Annotated in this window: 21 protein-coding genes; 7 read left to right on the forward strand and 14 right to left on the reverse strand. The window is 63.7% G+C overall.

Annotation, left to right across the window (positions count from 1 at the left end; translation table 11 throughout):
* Nucleotides 1-3: 3 nt before the first annotated feature.
* From secY to HV766_RS17355, 12 genes are all read right to left on the reverse strand, one after another.
* Nucleotides 4-1329: a preprotein translocase subunit SecY gene (gene secY, locus HV766_RS17300; RefSeq protein ID WP_013397001.1), complete on the reverse strand. Its 1326-nt coding sequence runs from the start codon at nt 1327-1329 to the stop codon at nt 4-6.
* Between the two features lie 14 nt (nt 1330-1343).
* Nucleotides 1344-1784, reverse strand: coding sequence for a 50S ribosomal protein L15 (gene rplO, locus HV766_RS17305; protein WP_059379401.1), 441 nt, complete (start codon nt 1782-1784; stop codon nt 1344-1346).
* Between the two features lie 9 nt (nt 1785-1793).
* The gene (gene rpmD, locus HV766_RS17310; protein ID WP_006216520.1) at nt 1794-1979 is read right to left on the reverse strand and encodes a 50S ribosomal protein L30; all 186 of its coding nucleotides are present in this window, start codon (nt 1977-1979) and stop codon (nt 1794-1796) included.
* Nucleotides 1980-1982: 3 nt separating this feature from the next.
* Complete coding sequence (gene rpsE, locus HV766_RS17315) at nt 1983-2504, reverse strand: 30S ribosomal protein S5 (RefSeq protein ID WP_013397003.1); 522 nt, start codon at nt 2502-2504, stop codon at nt 1983-1985.
* 15 nt (nt 2505-2519) lie between these two features.
* Nucleotides 2520-2885: a 50S ribosomal protein L18 gene (gene rplR, locus HV766_RS17320; protein WP_054457260.1), complete on the reverse strand. Its 366-nt coding sequence runs from the start codon at nt 2883-2885 to the stop codon at nt 2520-2522.
* Between the two features lie 21 nt (nt 2886-2906).
* Nucleotides 2907-3440: a 50S ribosomal protein L6 gene (gene rplF, locus HV766_RS17325; protein ID WP_054457262.1), complete on the reverse strand. Its 534-nt coding sequence runs from the start codon at nt 3438-3440 to the stop codon at nt 2907-2909.
* A 12-nt stretch (nt 3441-3452) separates the two neighbouring features.
* Nucleotides 3453-3848, reverse strand: coding sequence for a 30S ribosomal protein S8 (gene rpsH / locus HV766_RS17330; protein WP_006216525.1), 396 nt, complete (start codon nt 3846-3848; stop codon nt 3453-3455).
* A 10-nt stretch (nt 3849-3858) separates the two neighbouring features.
* On the reverse strand, nt 3859-4164 hold the full coding sequence (gene rpsN, locus HV766_RS17335) for a 30S ribosomal protein S14 (RefSeq protein ID WP_006216527.1): 306 nt from the start codon (nt 4162-4164) through the stop codon (nt 3859-3861).
* Between the two features lie 12 nt (nt 4165-4176).
* Nucleotides 4177-4716: a 50S ribosomal protein L5 gene (rplE, locus tag HV766_RS17340; protein WP_054457265.1), complete on the reverse strand. Its 540-nt coding sequence runs from the start codon at nt 4714-4716 to the stop codon at nt 4177-4179.
* Nucleotides 4717-4728: 12 nt separating this feature from the next.
* On the reverse strand, nt 4729-5049 hold the full coding sequence (gene rplX / locus HV766_RS17345; RefSeq protein WP_006389623.1) for a 50S ribosomal protein L24: 321 nt from the start codon (nt 5047-5049) through the stop codon (nt 4729-4731).
* Between the two features lie 11 nt (nt 5050-5060).
* Nucleotides 5061-5429, reverse strand: a complete 369-nt coding sequence (rplN, locus tag HV766_RS17350) for a 50S ribosomal protein L14 (protein WP_006216531.1) — start codon at nt 5427-5429, stop codon at nt 5061-5063.
* A gap of 353 nt (nt 5430-5782) precedes the next feature.
* A complete protein-coding gene (locus HV766_RS17355) occupies nt 5783-6535 on the reverse strand; it encodes an aspartyl/asparaginyl beta-hydroxylase domain-containing protein (protein ID WP_125470774.1) in 753 nt (250 codons plus the stop codon).
* A 192-nt stretch (nt 6536-6727) separates the two neighbouring features.
* On the opposite strand from HV766_RS17355, the gene HV766_RS17360 reads away from it, so the two are divergent.
* Complete coding sequence (locus HV766_RS17360) at nt 6728-8155, forward strand: NAD-dependent succinate-semialdehyde dehydrogenase (RefSeq protein WP_054457266.1); 1428 nt, start codon at nt 6728-6730, stop codon at nt 8153-8155.
* A gap of 97 nt (nt 8156-8252) precedes the next feature.
* On the opposite strand, the gene HV766_RS17365 is transcribed toward HV766_RS17360, so the two are convergent.
* Nucleotides 8253-9212, reverse strand: a complete 960-nt coding sequence (locus HV766_RS17365) for an AraC-like ligand-binding domain-containing protein (protein WP_175181592.1) — start codon at nt 9210-9212, stop codon at nt 8253-8255.
* Nucleotides 9213-9380: 168 nt separating this feature from the next.
* Between HV766_RS17365 and HV766_RS17370 the strand changes: the two genes are divergently transcribed.
* The 6 genes from HV766_RS17370 to HV766_RS17395 are packed head-to-tail and all read left to right on the forward strand — an operon-like array spanning nt 9381 to nt 15080.
* Entirely contained in the window at nt 9381-10277 is an 897-nt protein-coding gene (locus tag HV766_RS17370) for an alpha/beta fold hydrolase (protein WP_054457271.1), read from the forward strand.
* Nucleotides 10278-10289: 12 nt separating this feature from the next.
* Nucleotides 10290-11462 (forward strand): substrate-binding domain-containing protein, encoded by a 1173-nt coding sequence (locus tag HV766_RS17375; RefSeq protein WP_119449747.1) that lies wholly within the window; start codon nt 10290-10292, stop codon nt 11460-11462.
* Nucleotides 11463-11477: 15 nt separating this feature from the next.
* Nucleotides 11478-12248: an ABC transporter ATP-binding protein gene (locus tag HV766_RS17380; RefSeq protein ID WP_054457275.1), complete on the forward strand. Its 771-nt coding sequence runs from the start codon at nt 11478-11480 to the stop codon at nt 12246-12248.
* The gene (locus tag HV766_RS17385; RefSeq protein WP_175181593.1) at nt 12245-12994 is read left to right on the forward strand and encodes an ABC transporter ATP-binding protein; all 750 of its coding nucleotides are present in this window, start codon (nt 12245-12247) and stop codon (nt 12992-12994) included. The genes HV766_RS17380 and HV766_RS17385 overlap by 4 nt, the downstream gene beginning before the upstream one ends.
* On the forward strand, nt 12991-14001 hold the full coding sequence (locus HV766_RS17390; RefSeq protein WP_054457279.1) for a branched-chain amino acid ABC transporter permease: 1011 nt from the start codon (nt 12991-12993) through the stop codon (nt 13999-14001). The genes HV766_RS17385 and HV766_RS17390 overlap by 4 nt, the downstream gene beginning before the upstream one ends.
* Before the next feature lie 11 nt (nt 14002-14012).
* Nucleotides 14013-15080: a branched-chain amino acid ABC transporter permease gene (locus HV766_RS17395; RefSeq protein WP_054457281.1), complete on the forward strand. Its 1068-nt coding sequence runs from the start codon at nt 14013-14015 to the stop codon at nt 15078-15080.
* A 12-nt stretch (nt 15081-15092) separates the two neighbouring features.
* Here HV766_RS17395 and HV766_RS17400 read toward each other — a convergent pair whose 3' ends face one another.
* Complete coding sequence (locus tag HV766_RS17400; RefSeq protein WP_175160065.1) at nt 15093-15608, reverse strand: hypothetical protein; 516 nt, start codon at nt 15606-15608, stop codon at nt 15093-15095.
* Nucleotides 15609-15679: the final 71 nt, after the last annotated feature.

Here is a 15679-nt window from a genome sequence, read left to right on the forward strand (position 1 = left end):
TGCTTACCGCATCGGCAAACCCGCGCCCTTGAAGTTAGCCTTCTTGAGCAACGAGTCGTACTGGTGAGACATCATGTAGGCCTGAACCTGCGCCATGAAATCCATCGTCACCACCACAATAATCAACAGGGACGTACCACCGAAGTAGAAAGGAACGTTCCAGCGCATCACCAAGAATTCCGGCAACAGGCACACCAACGTGATGTAGATGGCACCTGCGAGCGTCAGACGCATCAGGATCTTGTCGATGTAGCGCGCTGTTTGTTCGCCCGGACGGATGCCCGGAACAAACGCACCACTCTTCTTCAGGTTGTCCGCCGTTTCGCGGCTGTTGAACACCAGAGCCGTGTAGAAAAAGCAGAAGAAAATAATCGCGACCGAGTACAGCGTGATGTAGAGCGGTTGACGAGGCGACAGGGCCGCAGCCAGGTCGCTAAGCCAGCGCATGTTCTCACTGCTGGAGAACCAGCTCGTGATCGTGGCCGGGAACAGAATGATCGACGATGCGAAGATCGGCGGAATCACCCCTGCCATGTTCAGCTTCAGCGGCAAATGCGAGCTTTGACCACCGTAGACCTTGTTGCCGACCTGACGCTTGGCGTAGTTCACCGTGATCTTGCGCTGTCCGCGTTCCACGAACACCACAAAAGCGGTAACCAGCACCACCAGAGCCACGATGAACAGTGCCGAAAGCACGGACATCGAGTTGGTGCGGACCAGGTCCAACAGTGCAGCCAGCGCCGCGGGCAGACCCGCAACGATACCTGCGAAGATCAGGATGGAAATCCCGTTGCCCAGACCACGTTCCGTGATTTGCTCACCCAGCCACATGACGAACATGGTGCCGGTGACCAAGGTCACGACGGTCGTAAAGCGGAACAGCATGCCCGGATCGATCACCAGTCCCTGCTGGGACTCCAACGCTACCGAAATGCCCACAGCCTGCACCAGCGCCAGCACGACCGTGCCGTAGCGGGTGTATTGGGTGATCTTCCGACGGCCGGCTTCGCCCTCTTTCTTGAGCGATTCCAGCGACGGCACCACCACAGACATAAGCTGCATGATGATGGATGCCGAAATGTACGGCATGATCCCCAGGGCAAAAATCGAGAAGCGCGAGAGCGCCCCGCCCGAGAACATGTTGAACAGGCCCAGGATCCCGCCCTGGTTCTGACGGAACAAGTCCGCCAGCGCATCCGGGTTGATGCCCGGCACGGGGATGTGTGTACCCAAACGGTAAACCACCAGGGCGAGCACCAGGAACACGAGGCGGCGCTTCAGATCGCCGTACCGTGCTCCGGTTTTGCCCAATGCCTGCGCGTTAGCCACTCGTCACCTCGTGATCAAGCAAGCGAGCCGCCCGCGGCTTCGATGGCGGCGCGAGCGCCGGCCGTCGCGGTAATGCCCTTGAGCACGACCTTGCGCGAGAGTTCACCCGACTTGATGACCTTGGCGAAACGAACCGCCTGGCCAATCACGCCAGCGGCCTTCAGCACTTGCACGTCGACTTCGTCGATGGGCAGGGCTTGCAGGTCCGACAGACGGACTTCGGCGTACAGGTGCTGACCGAGCGGGGTGAAACCACGCTTGGGCAGGCGACGCTGCAGCGGCATTTGACCGCCTTCGAAGCCAACCTTATGGAAACCGCCCGAACGCGACTTCTGACCCTTGTGACCACGGCCGGCGGTCTTACCCAGACCCGAACCGATGCCACGGCCGACGCGGCGCTTGGCGTGCTTGCTGCCCTCAGCGGGCTTCAGCGAATTAAGTTGCATATCCGACATGGTGATTCCTTAGGCTTCCGAGACGGAAACGAGATAATCCACCTTACGGATCATCCCACGCACCTCGGGCGTATCGACCAGCACGCGGCTGCTGTTGATACGGCCCAAGCCCAAACCGCGAACCGTGTCACGGTGCGATTGCTTGGTACCGATCACCGAGCGCACGAGGGTCACTTTGATCTGCTTCTGAGCCATGATTTACCCCAGGATTTCTTCGACCGACTTGCCGCGCTTGGCAGCAACATCAGCCGGGGTCATGGAGGCGCGCAGGCCGTTCAACGTGGCGCGAACCATGTTGTAGGGGTTGCTCGAGCCCAGGCTCTTGGCAACCACGTTACGCACACCCATCACATCAAAAATAGCGCGCATCGGGCCGCCGGCGATAACGCCGGTACCTTCAGCAGCGGGCGAGATCAGCACGGTAGCGGCGCCATGCTTGCCAACCACGGTGTGGTGCAGCGTGCCGTTCTTCAGAGCGACCTTGAACATGCCGCGACGGGCCTGTTCCATAGCCTTCTGAACGGACACCGGCACTTCACGCGCCTTGCCCTTACCCATGCCGATGCGGCCATCGCCATCGCCAACCACGGTCAGCGCGGCAAAGCTCATGGTGCGACCACCCTTGACCACTTTGCTCACGCGGTTGACCGCGATCATCTTTTCGCGGAGGCCGTCATCGTTCTCTTTTTCCGCGGCGTTCTTGCCTTGTACTTTAGCCATTTGACAGATCCTCGCTTAGAACTTCAGGCCGGCTTCACGCGCGGCATCGGCCAGCGCTTTCACGCGGCCATGGTAACGAAAGCCCGAGCGATCGAAAGCGACCAGTTCAATACCGGCAGCCTTGGCCTTTTCGGCCACGCGCTTGCCGACCAGCGACGCAGCGGCTTTGTTGCCGCCCTGACCGGACTGGCCGGACAGTTGCGCGCGCACTTCGGCTTCGACCGTCGAGGCGCTGACCAAAACGCGATCGCCTTCCGGCGAAATGATGTTGGCGTAGATGTGCTGGTTCGAGCGGAAAATCGAGAGGCGATGAACGCGCAGCTCGTTGATCTTCCGGCGGGTCGGAACCGCACGACGCAAACGGGAAACTTTTTTGTCCATGATTCGTCCTTGCGTGCGCCGTTATTTCTTCTTGGTTTCTTTGATGACGACGCGTTCGTCCGAGTAACGCACGCCCTTGCCCTTGTAGGGTTCGGGTTCGCGGTACGCGCGGATTTCAGCGGCCATCTGACCGACGACTTGCTTGTTGGCGCCCTTGATGACGATTTCCGTCTGGGTCGGGCACTCGGCCTTGATGCCGGCCGGCAACTGGTGCAAAACGTCGTGCGAGAAACCGAGCTGCAGCTTAACGGCGTCGCCTTGGATCGATGCGCGGTAACCCACGCCGACCAGGGTCAGCTTGCGCTCGAAGCCCTTGCTCACGCCCGTGACCATGTTGGCCACCAGAGCGCGCACGGTACCCGACATGGCGTTGGCGTGACGGCTGTCGTTGGCGGCGGCAAACGTGAGCTTGCCGTTGTCCAACGCAATCGTGACGTCGCCGGTCAGGGCTTGGGTCAGGGAGCCCAGCGGGCCCTTGACGGTGATCTGATCCTGCTGGATGTTGGCTTCAACACCCTTGGGCAGTTCGACCGGATACTTAGCGATACGTGACATTCGAATTTCTCCTTAGGCCACGTAGCACAGCACTTCGCCGCCGACGCCGTTGGCGCGAGCCTTACGGTCGGTCATGACGCCGCGCGAGGTCGAAACGATAGCCACGCCCAGGCCGTTCATGACCTGAGGAATGCTGGTACGGCCCTTGTAGATACGCAGACCGGGGCGCGAAACGCGTTCGATGCGCTCGATGACCGGACGGCCAGCGTAGTACTTCAGGGTGATCTCGAGCTCAGGCTTGGCCTGGGTGCCCTTGATTTCAAAGCTGTCGATGTAGCCTTCGTCCTTCAGCACAGCGGCAATGGCCGCCTTCAGCTTCGAGGAGGGCATGCTCACCGTAACTTTGTCCACTTGCTGCGCATTGCGAATGCGGGTCAGCATATCGGCGATGGGATCGCTCATGCTCATATTGTTTCTCCTACCAGCTGGCCTTGGTGATGCCGGGGATTTCACCCTTCATCGCCATTTCACGCAGTTTGTGGCGCGTCAGGCCGAACTTGCGGAACACGCCGCGCGGACGACCGGTGACCACGCAACGGTTACGTTGACGCGTCGGGTTGGCATTGCGCGGCAGCTGTTGCAGCTTGAGCCGAGCTTGGTAACGTTCTTCGTCGGTCTTCGACTGGTCGTCGATGATCGCCTTCAACTCAGCGCGCTTGGCGGCGAACTTGTCAGCCAGCTTGGCGCGCTTGATGTCGCGATTGATGAGGGAAAGTTTAGCCACGTCATCAGCCCCTTAGTTACGGAACGGGAAGCTGAAGGCCGTCAACAGCGCCTTGGCTTCTTCGTCGGTCTTCGCGGTGGTGGTGATGCTGATGTTCAGCCCACGCAGCGCGTCGATCTTGTCGTACTCGATTTCGGGGAAAATGATCTGCTCTTTCACCCCGATGTTGTAGTTGCCACGGCCGTCGAACGCACGACCCGAGATGCCGCGGAAGTCGCGCACGCGAGGCAGCGCAACCGCCACCAGGCGATCCAGGAATTCGTACATGCGTTGACCGCGCAGCGTGACCATGCAACCGATCGGGTAGTTTTCGCGGATCTTGAACCCGGCGATAGCCTTCTTGGTCTTCGTCACGACGGGCTTCTGGCCGGCGATCTTGGTCAGGTCGCCAACAGCGTGCTCGATGACTTTCTTGTCCGACACCGCTTCCGACACACCCATGTTCAGGGTGATCTTGGTGATGCGCGGCACTTCCATCGTGCTCTTGTAGCCAAACTTGGCTTGCAGGTCGGCAGCGACCTTGCTCTTGTAGAGATCTTGCAAACGAGACATGTCTATCGCCCCTTACGCCTTGGCGCCGACAACGGCACCATTGGAACGGAACACGCGAACCTTGCGGCCTTCGACTTCTTGCACGCCGACGCGATCGCCACGGCCGGTGGCCGGGTTGAACAGCGCGACGTTCGAGATGTGAATCGGCATGGTCTTTTCGACAATCCCGCCCGGGTTGTTAGCCATCGGGTTGGCTTTCACGTGCTTCTTGACGACGTTGACGCCTTCGACCAGAACGTGGTCGGCATCGACGCGCGCCAGCACGGTACCGCGACGCTTCTTGTCGCGGCCGGTCAGGACGATGACTTCGTCGCCTTTACGAATGTTGTTCATCGTAGGGCTCCTTACAGCACTTCCGGGGCCAACGACACGATCTTCATGAACTTCTCGGTACGCAGTTCACGCGTAACGGGTCCGAAGATGCGGGTGCCGATGGGCTCCAGCTTGGCGTTGAGCAACACGGCGGCATTGCCACCGAAACGAATCAGCGAACCGTCTTTACGGCGCACGCCCTTGGCGGTACGAACCACCACGGCATTGTAAATTTCGCCTTTCTTGACGCGTCCGCGCGGAGCCGCATCTTTGACGCTCACCTTGATGATGTCGCCGATACCGGCATAACGGCGCTTGGAGCCACCGAGCACCTTAATGCACATGACATGACGCGCACCAGTGTTATCGGCCACATCCAGCGTGGTCTGCATTTGGATCATGATTTTTCCTGTTCCAACTTAACTGGAAATACGGTTTTCCCAACAAGGGAACACTGCAATTCCTGCCAGTTTTGGTCCCGTCAGGTCTGCCGCCCTGCTTTTGTGTTGGCATGTCTGGAGCTTTCGCCCTACTCACGCAACTGGTTGGCAACGCAACGACCCTGGGTTGAAATCCTGCGGGTATTCCCCCAACACGTCGGGCTAACCTGCATAGGCGCGGGCCAACTCGATCGACAATCTGGGAAAGCTGATAATTCTAACGTGGTTAATTTTTGAGCGCAAGCACTTTGTGTGGATAACCCACAAAAGCCACGCTTTCCCCTTGACCGGGGTGAACCGAGGCTATCCGCCCCCTATTTCTGGCGGTAGTAGCCCTTCTCCCAGGCATCGTGGTTGGCCTTGCCGCGACGGATTTCGTCCGTGAAGGGGGCAGCCATGAGCACCAGGCGGTTGAGCCATTTTACCGGAGCGCGGCAGGGACGCTCGAAGTCCACGAAGAGCACGGCGCGCAGTCCGGCGGTGTCGTTATGGACCTGGTGCGGGTACAGGTCGTCGAACACCACCGCCTGCCCTTCGCGCCAACTGTAACGCTCGCCCCCGACCTCGATCCAGCATTGCTCGGCCGGTTCCGGTACCACCAGTCCCAGGTGCAGGCGCAGGACGCCGTTGTACGGCCCCGTGTGCAGGGGGATGCGCTTGCCGGCCTCCAGGATGGAGAAGAACGCCGTGCGGATGCCCGGGATTCCCTGCAGCGCCCGGGCGGTCGCCGGGCAGCGCGCCAGATTGCGCTCGGAGCGCAGGCCGTAGCCCATGAAGACGAAAGTCTTCCATTGATCGTCCGAGGTGATCTGGCCCACGTCGGGAGAAATTTCATGGAAGGCGGGCAGGTGCTGGCGTTCGGAGAGCAGGCCGGCCAACTCGGCGCGGATGGCGGGCGCCTGGGCCTCGAGCGCGGCGACCCAGGGAAACTGGCCATTGTCGAAAATGGGACGGTCGCCGACCAGCGAGGCCTGGGCGATCCGGTTGCGCAACCAGTCTATGAAACGGAAAAAGGTGCGCGAGTAGAAACTGGGCTTGCTGGGCGGACGCGCATCGAGGGGTTGCACAATAGGTAGCCGGATAGACAGCCAAAGATGCACCATTTTGTCCATGCCGGCGCGGGCACGCAAGACTTGCGCCAGCAGATTGGCTCCAAGGCGCCGCCGGGCATTGGCCCTCCCCGCCGCGGACAAGCTGGTTTAGACTGGCGTGGGCGACAGTGATCGCTATCCACTCCTATTTCGCAAGGGAAGACAGGCATGTATGAACAGTTGGCGCTGTATATCGACGGCGAATTCGTCGCCGGAGAGGGCAGGCGCACCCAGGACGTCATCAACCCGGCCACGCTGGAAGTTCTCGGCCAGCTGCCCCACGCCACCGAAGCGGATCTGGATCGCGCGCTAGCCGCCGCCCAGCGCGCGTTCGAGTCGTGGAAGAAATCCTCTCCCATGGACCGCTCGGCCATCCTGCGCAAGGTTGCGACGCTGTCGCGCGAACGCGCCCAGGAAATCGGCCGCAACATGACGCTGGACCAGGGCAAGCCGCTGGCCGAAGCCGTGGGCGAAGTCACCTCCTGCGCCGAACACGCCGACTGGCACGCCGAGGAATGCCGCCGCATCTACGGCCGCGTTGTCCCGCCGCGCAATCCTGACGTGCGCCAGATCGTGGTGCGCGAACCCATCGGCGTCTGCGCCGCGTTCACGCCCTGGAACTTCCCGTACAACCAGGCCATCCGCAAGATCGCCGCCGCCATCGGCGCCGGCTGCACGGTAGTGCTGAAGGGTCCCGAGGACTCGCCCAGCGCCGTCATGGCCATTGCGCGCATGTTCCACGACGCCGGCCTGCCCAAGGGCTGCCTGAACATCGTCTGGGGCGAACCCGCCAAGATCTCCGACTACCTGATCCGCTCGCCCATCGTGCGCAAGGTGTCGTTCACCGGCTCCGTGCCGGTGGGCAAGCAGCTGGCCGCGCTGGCCGGCGCCCACATGAAGCGCGTCACCATGGAACTGGGCGGCCACTCGCCCGTGCTGGTGTTCGACGACGCCGACATCGACCGCGCCGCCACCATGCTGGCCAAGTTCAAGGTCCGCAACGCCGGCCAGGTGTGCGTGTCGCCGACCCGCTTCTATGTCCAGAACGGCGCCTACGAGCAGTTCCTCGCGCGCTTCTCCGAAGTGCTGAAGAACATCAAGGTCGGCGACGGCCTGGAAGCCGGCACCGACATGGGCCCGCTGGCGCACGAGCGCCGCGTCCCCGCCATGAGCGCCTTCATCGACGACGCCAAGAAGCACGGCGGCAAGGTGGTGGTCGGCGGCGGCCCGCTGGACCGCAAGGGCTTCTTCTTCGCCCCCACGGTCGTGACCGAAGTGCCCGACAACTCCATGCTGATGACCGAGGAGCCCTTCGGCCCGGTCGCGCCGGTGGTCCGTTTCACGGATACCGATGAAGTGCTGCGCCGCGCGAACAGCCTGCCCTTCGGCCTGTCGTCCTACGTGTTCACGAACTCGCTGCAGACGGCCACCAAGGTCTCCAACGGCCTTGAGGCCGGCATGGTCAACATCAACCACTTCGGCAGCGCCCTGGCCGAGACGCCCTTCGGCGGCATCAAGGACAGCGGCATCGGCAGCGAAGGCGGTCTGGAAACGTTCGACGGCTACCTGGTCACGAAGTTCATCACGCACATCTGACCTGGCAGTGACAACAAAGCCCCGCAGGATTTCTGCGGGGCTTTGTTTTGCCTCATGCCTGGAGAACCGGGCCGGGATGTCCACGACAGAAGGCCGCTCAGGAACTTGCCCGCAAATCGCGCGGCGTCATGCCAAACCGGCGCTTGAACAGTCGGCTGAAATGCGAGGGGTGCGAGAAACCCACCTGATAGGCCAGTTCGGCAATGCTGCGGTGGCTGTGCTGCGGGCTCAACAAAAGCTCGCGGCACTTGTCGAGCCGCTGGTCGAAGATGAAGGATTCCACCGACAGGCCGCCCGCGCGCAGGATGCGATGCAGATAGGCCACCGACAAGCCGCAGCCCTGCGCCACCTGCTGCGGGGACAACGCGGGATCCGCCAAATGCTGGCGGATGTAGGCCAGCACGCGCTGCCGATGCGCCAGCGTGACGCTGCTGTCCGACTCCGATGCATGCCCCTGCCCTGATTGCACCACAAACAGCACGATCAGGTCGATCAGGCGCTCGCCCAGTTCCGCCGCCTCGACATCCGACCAGCCGTCCACGCCTTTGAACAAGTGGTCCATGTAGCTGGCCAGCAAAGCGCCGCGCGGCGAACCGTCGTCGACGCGCAGCTTGTAGAAGGCGCCGACGCGGGAATCGCGCTGCAATAGCGCGCTGCGCGGAAAAGACACGCTCAGGCTGCGGTACCCCGCAGCGCCCTGTGCCGTGGCCTGGTAGGGCAGGCTCTGGTTCATCAGATAGACGCAGCCGGGTTCGACCTGGAACTCCCGCCCCTGCTGCTGCACAACCAGAGGTCCCGCCAGCGGCAGACCGAAGGTATAGAACTCCTGATCCAGGCGCGACACGTTGCCGGCGGTGCGCTCCAGCTTCTGTCCCTGGTAATGGAGGTCGTTGAACTGCAGGCTGCCCCGCCGCGCGTAGCGCACATGTCCGGCGAAATTGTCGGGCCGGCCGCCATGCACCTCGAAGGGACCGAACGCGTGCGACAACGCCGCGCGCCATTCGTCGCGCCGGTCAGCGCCAGCGCTGGCCGAAATGGCGAATTCCGTATCGGACATGGTTCGGTCTCCTTGGACGCCTGCGCCGCGGCCGGGCGCTCGTGATCCTGCGTCTACATATTCTTGACTCACCCTGCTGCGGGGTGTCCGGCGCCTTGAAGGCGCGCTTGGCGCAAGTCTATATTCAGCCCGATAAGCACACAACCTGGACAACCCGGGAGGAGACTCATGGCACCAGCGCCCGCACCAGCCGGCCGCCACGCGCCGGCTTCGCGCTATCTGCGCTGCGCAGGCCGCGAGCTGCATTACACCGAATGGGGCGCCGCGGACGCGCCCCCCGTCATCATGTGGCATGGCCTGGCCCGCACTGGCCGCGACTTCGACGACCTGGCGCAGGCGCTGGCGGACGACTACCGCATCATCTGCCCGGACGCGATCGGCCGCGGCCTGTCGCAATGGAGCCCCGACCCGGTCGCCGAATACCAGCTCGACTTCTATGCAACGCTGGCCCGCGCCCTGGCGGACGGGCTGTCGCTGGATCGCGTGCGCTGGGTGGGAACGTCCATGGGCGGCGCCACCGGCATGCACGCTGCCGCCACGACCCTGCGCGACCGGATCTCGCACCTGGTCGTCAATGACATCGGGCCCGAACTGCCGCAGGCCGCCATCGACCGCATCGTGGCCTATGTCGGCGCGCCGCCGGCCTTCGATACGGTCACCGAACTCGAAGCCTGGCTGCGCGTCGCCTATAAGCCCTACGGCTGGCAGAGCGACGAGCAATGGCGCCGTATGGCAGAAACATCCGTGCGCCGGCTGCCGGACGGCCGGATCACCCTGCACTACGATCCGGCCATCGTCGGCCAGTTCAGCAACCACCCGCGGGACTACGACCGCTGGAATGGTTACGACTCGCTGCGCATGCCGCTGCTGTTGCTGCGCGGCGCCGATTCGGACCTGCTGCTGCCCGAAGTCGCCGACGCCATGACCCGCCGCGGGCCGCGCGCGCAGCGCATCGACTTCCCCGATTGCGGCCACGCCCCTGCTCTCAATGTCGCTGCGCAGATCGACGCCATCCGCCAGTTCCTTGCCACGCCGGACCACACGGCGGCTGACCGCCCCCAATAACAGGAGATACCCATGAAACGCGTCCTGCTCGCCGCGCTCGCCGGCCTCTGCATGAATTCCGCCATCGCGGCGAAAGACTTCGTCGTCGCCCACGTCTACGACAAGACCGGCCCCCTGGAGGCCTACGCCAAGCAAACCCAGAACGGCCTGATGCTGGGGCTGGAATATGCGACGCAAGGCACCATGACGGTCGCCGGGCGCAAGATCCGCGTGATCGAAAAGGACAACCAGGGCAAGCCCGACGTGGCGCGCGCGCAGTTGGCCTCGGCCTACGCGGACGACAACGCCGACATCGCCGTCGGCCCCACCTCTTCCGGCGTCGCGCTGGCGATGCTGCCCATCGCCGAGGAGTACGAAAAGATCCTGCTGGTCGAACCCGCGGTGGCGGATTCGATCACGGGCGACAAGTGGAACAAGTACATCTTCCGCACCGGCCGCAATTCGTCGCAGGACGCTATCGCCAACGCGGTCGCCTTCGACCAGGCCGGCACCTCGATCGCCATGCTGGCGCAGGACTACGCCTTCGGCCGCGACGGCGTGAAGGCGTTCAAGGGCGCCTTGAAGAACGCCAAGATCGTGCACGAGGAATACCTGCCCGCCAACGCCACCGACTTCACCGCCGGCGCGCAGCGCCTGTTCGATGCGTTGAAGGACAAGCCGGGCCGCAAGATCATCTTCATCCTGTGGGCGGGCGCGGGCAACCCGTTCAAGATCGCCGACCTGGACCCCAAGCGCTTCGGCATCGAGATCGCCACGGGCGGCAACACGCTGGCCGCGATGACGCCGCTGAAGTCGCTGGCGGGCATGGAAGGCGCCACCTACTACTACTACGGCATCCCCAAGAATCCGATCAACGACTGGCTGGTGGCGGAACACCAGAAGCGCTACGGCCAGCCGCCGGACTTCTTCACCGCAGGTGGCATGGCCTCGGGCATCGCCATCGCCACCGCGCTGGCCAAGACCAAGGGCGACTCCGATACCGACACGCTGATCAAGGCCATGGAAGGCATGAGCTTCGAGACGCCCAAGGGCAAGATGACCTTCCGCCCCGAGGACCACCAGGCCATGCAGTCCATGTACCACTTCCGCATCAAGAACGATCCGTCGGTGCCGTGGGCCGTGCAGGATCTGGTCAAGGAAATCACGCCGGACCAGATGTCGGTGCCAATCCAGAACAAACGCTGAGCGCGTAGCCCATCCATGCTGGAAACCCAATCGCTCACGATCCGTTTCGGCGGACACGTGGCGGTCAATGAAGTCAGCTGCAGCTTTGCGCCTGGCACCCTGACCGCCATAGTCGGCCCAAACGGCGCGGGCAAGACCACCTACTTCAACCTTATTTCCGGGCAGCTGCGCGCCAGCGCCGGGACGGTGCGCCTGAACGGGCGCGACCTGACCCCGCTGGCCGCCCCCGCGCGCATGCATGCGGGACTGGGGCGTGCCTTTCAGCTGACCCAGCTGTTCCCGCGCCTGAGCGTGCATGAGAACGTGCGCCTGGCCCTGCAATCGCGCCAGCAAGGCATGAGCTGGCGCCAGATCCGGTTCTGGCGCACCTGGAGCGACGACCGGGGCCTGATCGAACGCGCCGACGCGCTGCTGGAACGCACCCGCCTGTCCGCGCGCCGTGACCAGCCTGCCGCCGACTTGCCGCACGGCGACCAGCGCAAGCTGGAGATCGCCATGCTGATCGCGCTGGAGCCGCAGGTTTTCATGTTCGACGAACCGACGGCAGGCATGAGCGTGGACGACGTGCCCGTCGTGCTGGACCTGATCCGCGAACTCAAGAACGATCCGACGAAAACGATTCTGCTCGTGGAGCACAAGATGGACGTGGTGCGCGAACTGGCGGACCGCATCGTGGTGCTGCACAACGGCCAGCTGATGGCCGACGGCGACCCGGCGGCGGTGATCGCCTCGCCCATCGTGCAGCAGGCCTATCTGGGCGTGAGCCCGGCGGAGAAGGCGGCATGACGCAGGCGTTGCTGGAATTGAAGAACGTGCACACCCACATCGGCGCGTACCACATCCTGCACGGCGTGGACCTGGCTGTCGCGCCGGCGGCCGTGACCATGCTGCTGGGCCGCAACGGCGCCGGCAAGACCACCACGCTGCGCACCATCATGGGATTGTGGCGCGCATCGCAAGGCCAGGTGAGCTTTGACGGCACGCCCGTCGGCGGCCCGGGCACGCGCACCTCGCCGCCCGACATGGCGCGCATGGGTATGGCTTACGTGCCCGAAAGCATGGGCATCTTCGCCGACCTGTCCGTGAAGGAGAACGTCCTGCTCGCGGCGCGCCAAGCCAGGAACGCCAGCCAGCTGGATACGGCGCGGCTGGAATGGATTTTCGGGTTCTTTCCGGCATTGAAGAAGTTCTGGCTACATCCCGCCGGCAAGCTGTCGGGCGGTCAAAAGCAGATGCTGGCCGTGGCGCGCGCCATCATCGAGCCGCGCCGGCTGCTGCTGGTGGATGAGCCCAGCAAAGGCCTGGCGCCCGCCATCATCCAGAACATGATCGACGCCTTCATTGAACTGAAGCAGGCGTCCACCACCATCCTGCTGGTCGAGCAGAACTTCAACTTCGCGCGCCTGGTCGGCGATCACGTCGCCGTGATGGACAACGGCCGCGTCGTCCATGCAGGCGGCATGGCCGAACTGGCCGCGGACGATGAACTACAGACGCGCCTCTTGGGCCTGTCGCTGGGAAGCCATCAATGAGCACGCTCGAACTCGATACCCCGCTGCCGCGCGTGCGCGCGGACCTGCGCCCCGTGCTGCTGGTGGTCGCACTGGCCGCACTTGCCCTGCCCCTGGTGGGTTCCTTCTCCACCTGGGTCACCCTGACCCTGGCGGGGCTGGCCATGGGCATGATCATCTTCATCGTGGCCTCGGGCATGACGCTGGTCTTCGGCCTGATGGACGTGTTGAACTTCGGCCACGGCCTGTTCATCGCAATCGGCGCGTACATGGCCGCAACCGTGCTGGGCTCCATGGCCGACTGGACCCAGTCGGGCAGCTTGTGGATCAACCTGGGCGCGGTGCTGCCCGCCATGATCGTCGGCATGCTGGTCGCGGGCGCAGTGGGCCTGGCGTTCGAACGCGTCATCGTGCGGCCTGTCTACGGCCAGCATCTGAAGCAGATCCTCATCACCATGGGCGGCATGATCATCGGCGAGGAGATCATCAAGATGCTGTGGGGTCCGCAGACGATTTCCCTACCGCTGCCCGAGGCGCTGCGCGGCGCATTCCTGCTGGGCGATGCCGCCATCGAGAAGTTCCGCATTGTCGCCCTGCTGACGGGGCTGCTGGTGCTGGCCGGCATGCTGTGGCTGCTCAACCGAACCAAGCTGGGCCTTCTGATCCGCGCTGGCGTCGAGGACCGCGAGATGGTGGAAAGCCTGGGCTACCGCATCCGTCATCTGTTCGTCGGCGTGTTCGTGGCCGGCTCGATGCTGGCGGGACTGGGCGGCGTGCTATGGGGCATGTACCAGCAATCGGTCGTGCCGCAGCTGGGCGCGCAGGTCAACGTGCTGATCTTCATCGTCATCATGATCGGCGGCCTGGGCTCCACTGTGGGCTGCCTGATCGGCGCGCTGCTGGTGGGGCTGATGGCCAACTACACCGGCTTCCTGCTGCCCAAGGCCGCCCTGTTCTCGAACATCGCGCTGATGGTCGCCATCTTGCTGTGGCGTCCCCAAGGCGTGTACCCGGTCACGAATCGCTAGGAACCGCCGACATGTCCGTACGCCTGCTTTCCGGCGATCCTCCGCGCAGCACGCTGCTGGCCCTGGCGCTTATCGCCATCGTGGCCCTGCTTGCCGCCGCACCCTTCCTCTTTCCCGGTCCCAAGTCGCTGGCGGTGGCCGCGAAGATCCTGGTGTTCGTGATCCTGGTCGCGAGCTATGACTTGCTGCTGGGCTACACCGGCATCGTCAGCTTTGCGCACACCATGTTCTTCGGCATTGGCGCGTATGGCGTGGCGATCGCCAGCATCCGCATGGAACCGGGCTGGACCGCGGTGTTCGCAGGCCTGGGCGGCGGCCTGGTGGTATCGCTTGCGTTCGCCTTGCTGATCGGCCTGGCCAGCCTGCGCGTGCGCGCGATCTTCTACGCCATGATCACCCTGGCCGTCGCTGCGGCGTTCCAGACGCTGGTGTCGCAATTGTCCGATCTGACGGGTGGCGAGGATGGGCTGAACTTCAAGGTGCCGCAGATGCTGCGGCCGGCCTTCCGGCCTTTCTCGGAGCAAATCTTCGGCGTGACGGTGGACGGCCGCGTCATCACCTACTACCTGATCGCGGCGGTCTGCGTGGTGCTGTTCCTGCTGTTGCTGCGCATCGTGAATTCGCCCTTCGGCCGGGTGTTGCAAGCCATACGCGAGAACCCGTTCCGCGCCGAAGCCATCGGCTACCGCACGGTGCTTTACCGCAGCCTGTCCAATCTGCTGGCGGCCGCCTTCGCCACGCTTGCGGGCGCCATGTACGCGCTCTGGCTGCGCTACAACGGCCCGGATACCTCGCTGTCGTTCGAGATCATGCTCAACATTCTGCTGATGCTGGTGATCGGCGGGATGGGCACCATGTACGGCGCCGTGGTGGGCGCAAGCCTGTTCGTGTTCGCGCAGAGCTATCTGCAAGATGGGCTCCACGTGATCCACGACGCGGTGTCGGGCGTGGCACCGTTGGCGCTGCTGTTCGAGCCAGACCGGTGGCTGTTGTGGCTGGGAATCCTGTTCGTGGTGTCGGTCTATTACTTCCCGACGGGAATCGCGGGGCGGTTGCGGGAACTGGCGCGGCGCCCTTGACGGGGCCGGCCCTCAGCGGCCACGCTGCCCCAACGCATCGGCCTCGCGCCGCAATCCGTCGACGCGCCGCTGCATGTCATCCAGGCTGCGGCGCGTGTCCTGGGCGCCGCGGTCCAGCTGCGAACCGGACGGGGTCGGCGTCAGAGCCGGCATGGTCATGTCCCCGCCCGGCTTCAATGGAATCATCGTCGGCGGATGCGATCCGGCCGCAGGCTTCTCGCTGAAGAGCTTCTCCAGCATCCGCATCTGTTCCCTGCGTTCCCCGATGGCCCGATCCTGGTCCATCAAGGCCTGCTCATTCGCGTCTTCAGTGCCGAAGATCGCCGCGTGATCGCGCGACAGGCCGTCCATGCGTACCCTGGCATCGGGACCGGCGTCGAGCAAGGCGCGGCCCAGGGCTGCAGGATCCTGCGCCGGCGATGGCTGCTGTCCCGACGGCGCGGCAGTCTGAGCGGCGGCCGGCAGCGCCGCCATCCATGCGCAAGCCATCAACAAGCCAAACCGCGCCGCATTCATGAAACCGCGCATGATGTCCTGATTCCTGAGTTCGAAGCAAAAGATCCGGGCGAAAAAAAACGGCAAGGGTTTGATCCCTTGCC

This window comes from Achromobacter aegrifaciens (genome assembly GCF_902859735.1).
GTDB classification, from domain to species: Bacteria; Pseudomonadota; Gammaproteobacteria; order Burkholderiales; family Burkholderiaceae_B; genus Achromobacter; species Achromobacter aegrifaciens.

Excerpts from the sequence above, each read along its gene's own strand:
- rplN (WP_006216531.1), bottom strand. The coding sequence starts at position 5,429 with ATGATCCAAATGCAGACCACGCTGGATGTGGCCGATAACACTGGTGCG.
- rplX (WP_006389623.1), bottom strand. The coding sequence starts at position 5,049 with ATGAACAACATTCGTAAAGGCGACGAAGTCATCGTCCTGACCGGCCGC.
- HV766_RS17370 (WP_054457271.1), top strand. The coding sequence starts at position 9,381 with ATGGCACCAGCGCCCGCACCAGCCGGCCGCCACGCGCCGGCTTCGCGC.
- rplO (WP_059379401.1), bottom strand. The coding sequence starts at position 1,784 with ATGTCGGATATGCAACTTAATTCGCTGAAGCCCGCTGAGGGCAGCAAG.
- HV766_RS17385 (WP_175181593.1), top strand. The coding sequence starts at position 12,245 with ATGACGCAGGCGTTGCTGGAATTGAAGAACGTGCACACCCACATCGGC.
- HV766_RS17390 (WP_054457279.1), top strand. The coding sequence starts at position 12,991 with ATGAGCACGCTCGAACTCGATACCCCGCTGCCGCGCGTGCGCGCGGAC.
- HV766_RS17380 (WP_054457275.1), top strand. The coding sequence starts at position 11,478 with ATGCTGGAAACCCAATCGCTCACGATCCGTTTCGGCGGACACGTGGCG.
- HV766_RS17360 (WP_054457266.1), top strand. The coding sequence starts at position 6,728 with ATGTATGAACAGTTGGCGCTGTATATCGACGGCGAATTCGTCGCCGGA.
- rpsE (WP_013397003.1), bottom strand. The coding sequence starts at position 2,504 with ATGGCTAAAGTACAAGGCAAGAACGCCGCGGAAAAAGAGAACGATGAC.
- rpmD (WP_006216520.1), bottom strand. The coding sequence starts at position 1,979 with ATGGCTCAGAAGCAGATCAAAGTGACCCTCGTGCGCTCGGTGATCGGT.
- HV766_RS17400 (WP_175160065.1), bottom strand. The coding sequence starts at position 15,608 with ATGCGCGGTTTCATGAATGCGGCGCGGTTTGGCTTGTTGATGGCTTGC.
- rpsH (WP_006216525.1), bottom strand. The coding sequence starts at position 3,848 with ATGAGCATGAGCGATCCCATCGCCGATATGCTGACCCGCATTCGCAAT.
- rplE (WP_054457265.1), bottom strand. The coding sequence starts at position 4,716 with ATGTCTCGTTTGCAAGATCTCTACAAGAGCAAGGTCGCTGCCGACCTG.
- HV766_RS17395 (WP_054457281.1), top strand. The coding sequence starts at position 14,013 with ATGTCCGTACGCCTGCTTTCCGGCGATCCTCCGCGCAGCACGCTGCTG.
- rplF (WP_054457262.1), bottom strand. The coding sequence starts at position 3,440 with ATGTCACGTATCGCTAAGTATCCGGTCGAACTGCCCAAGGGTGTTGAA.
- HV766_RS17375 (WP_119449747.1), top strand. The coding sequence starts at position 10,290 with ATGAAACGCGTCCTGCTCGCCGCGCTCGCCGGCCTCTGCATGAATTCC.
- rplR (WP_054457260.1), bottom strand. The coding sequence starts at position 2,885 with ATGGACAAAAAAGTTTCCCGTTTGCGTCGTGCGGTTCCGACCCGCCGG.
- HV766_RS17365 (WP_175181592.1), bottom strand. The coding sequence starts at position 9,212 with ATGTCCGATACGGAATTCGCCATTTCGGCCAGCGCTGGCGCTGACCGG.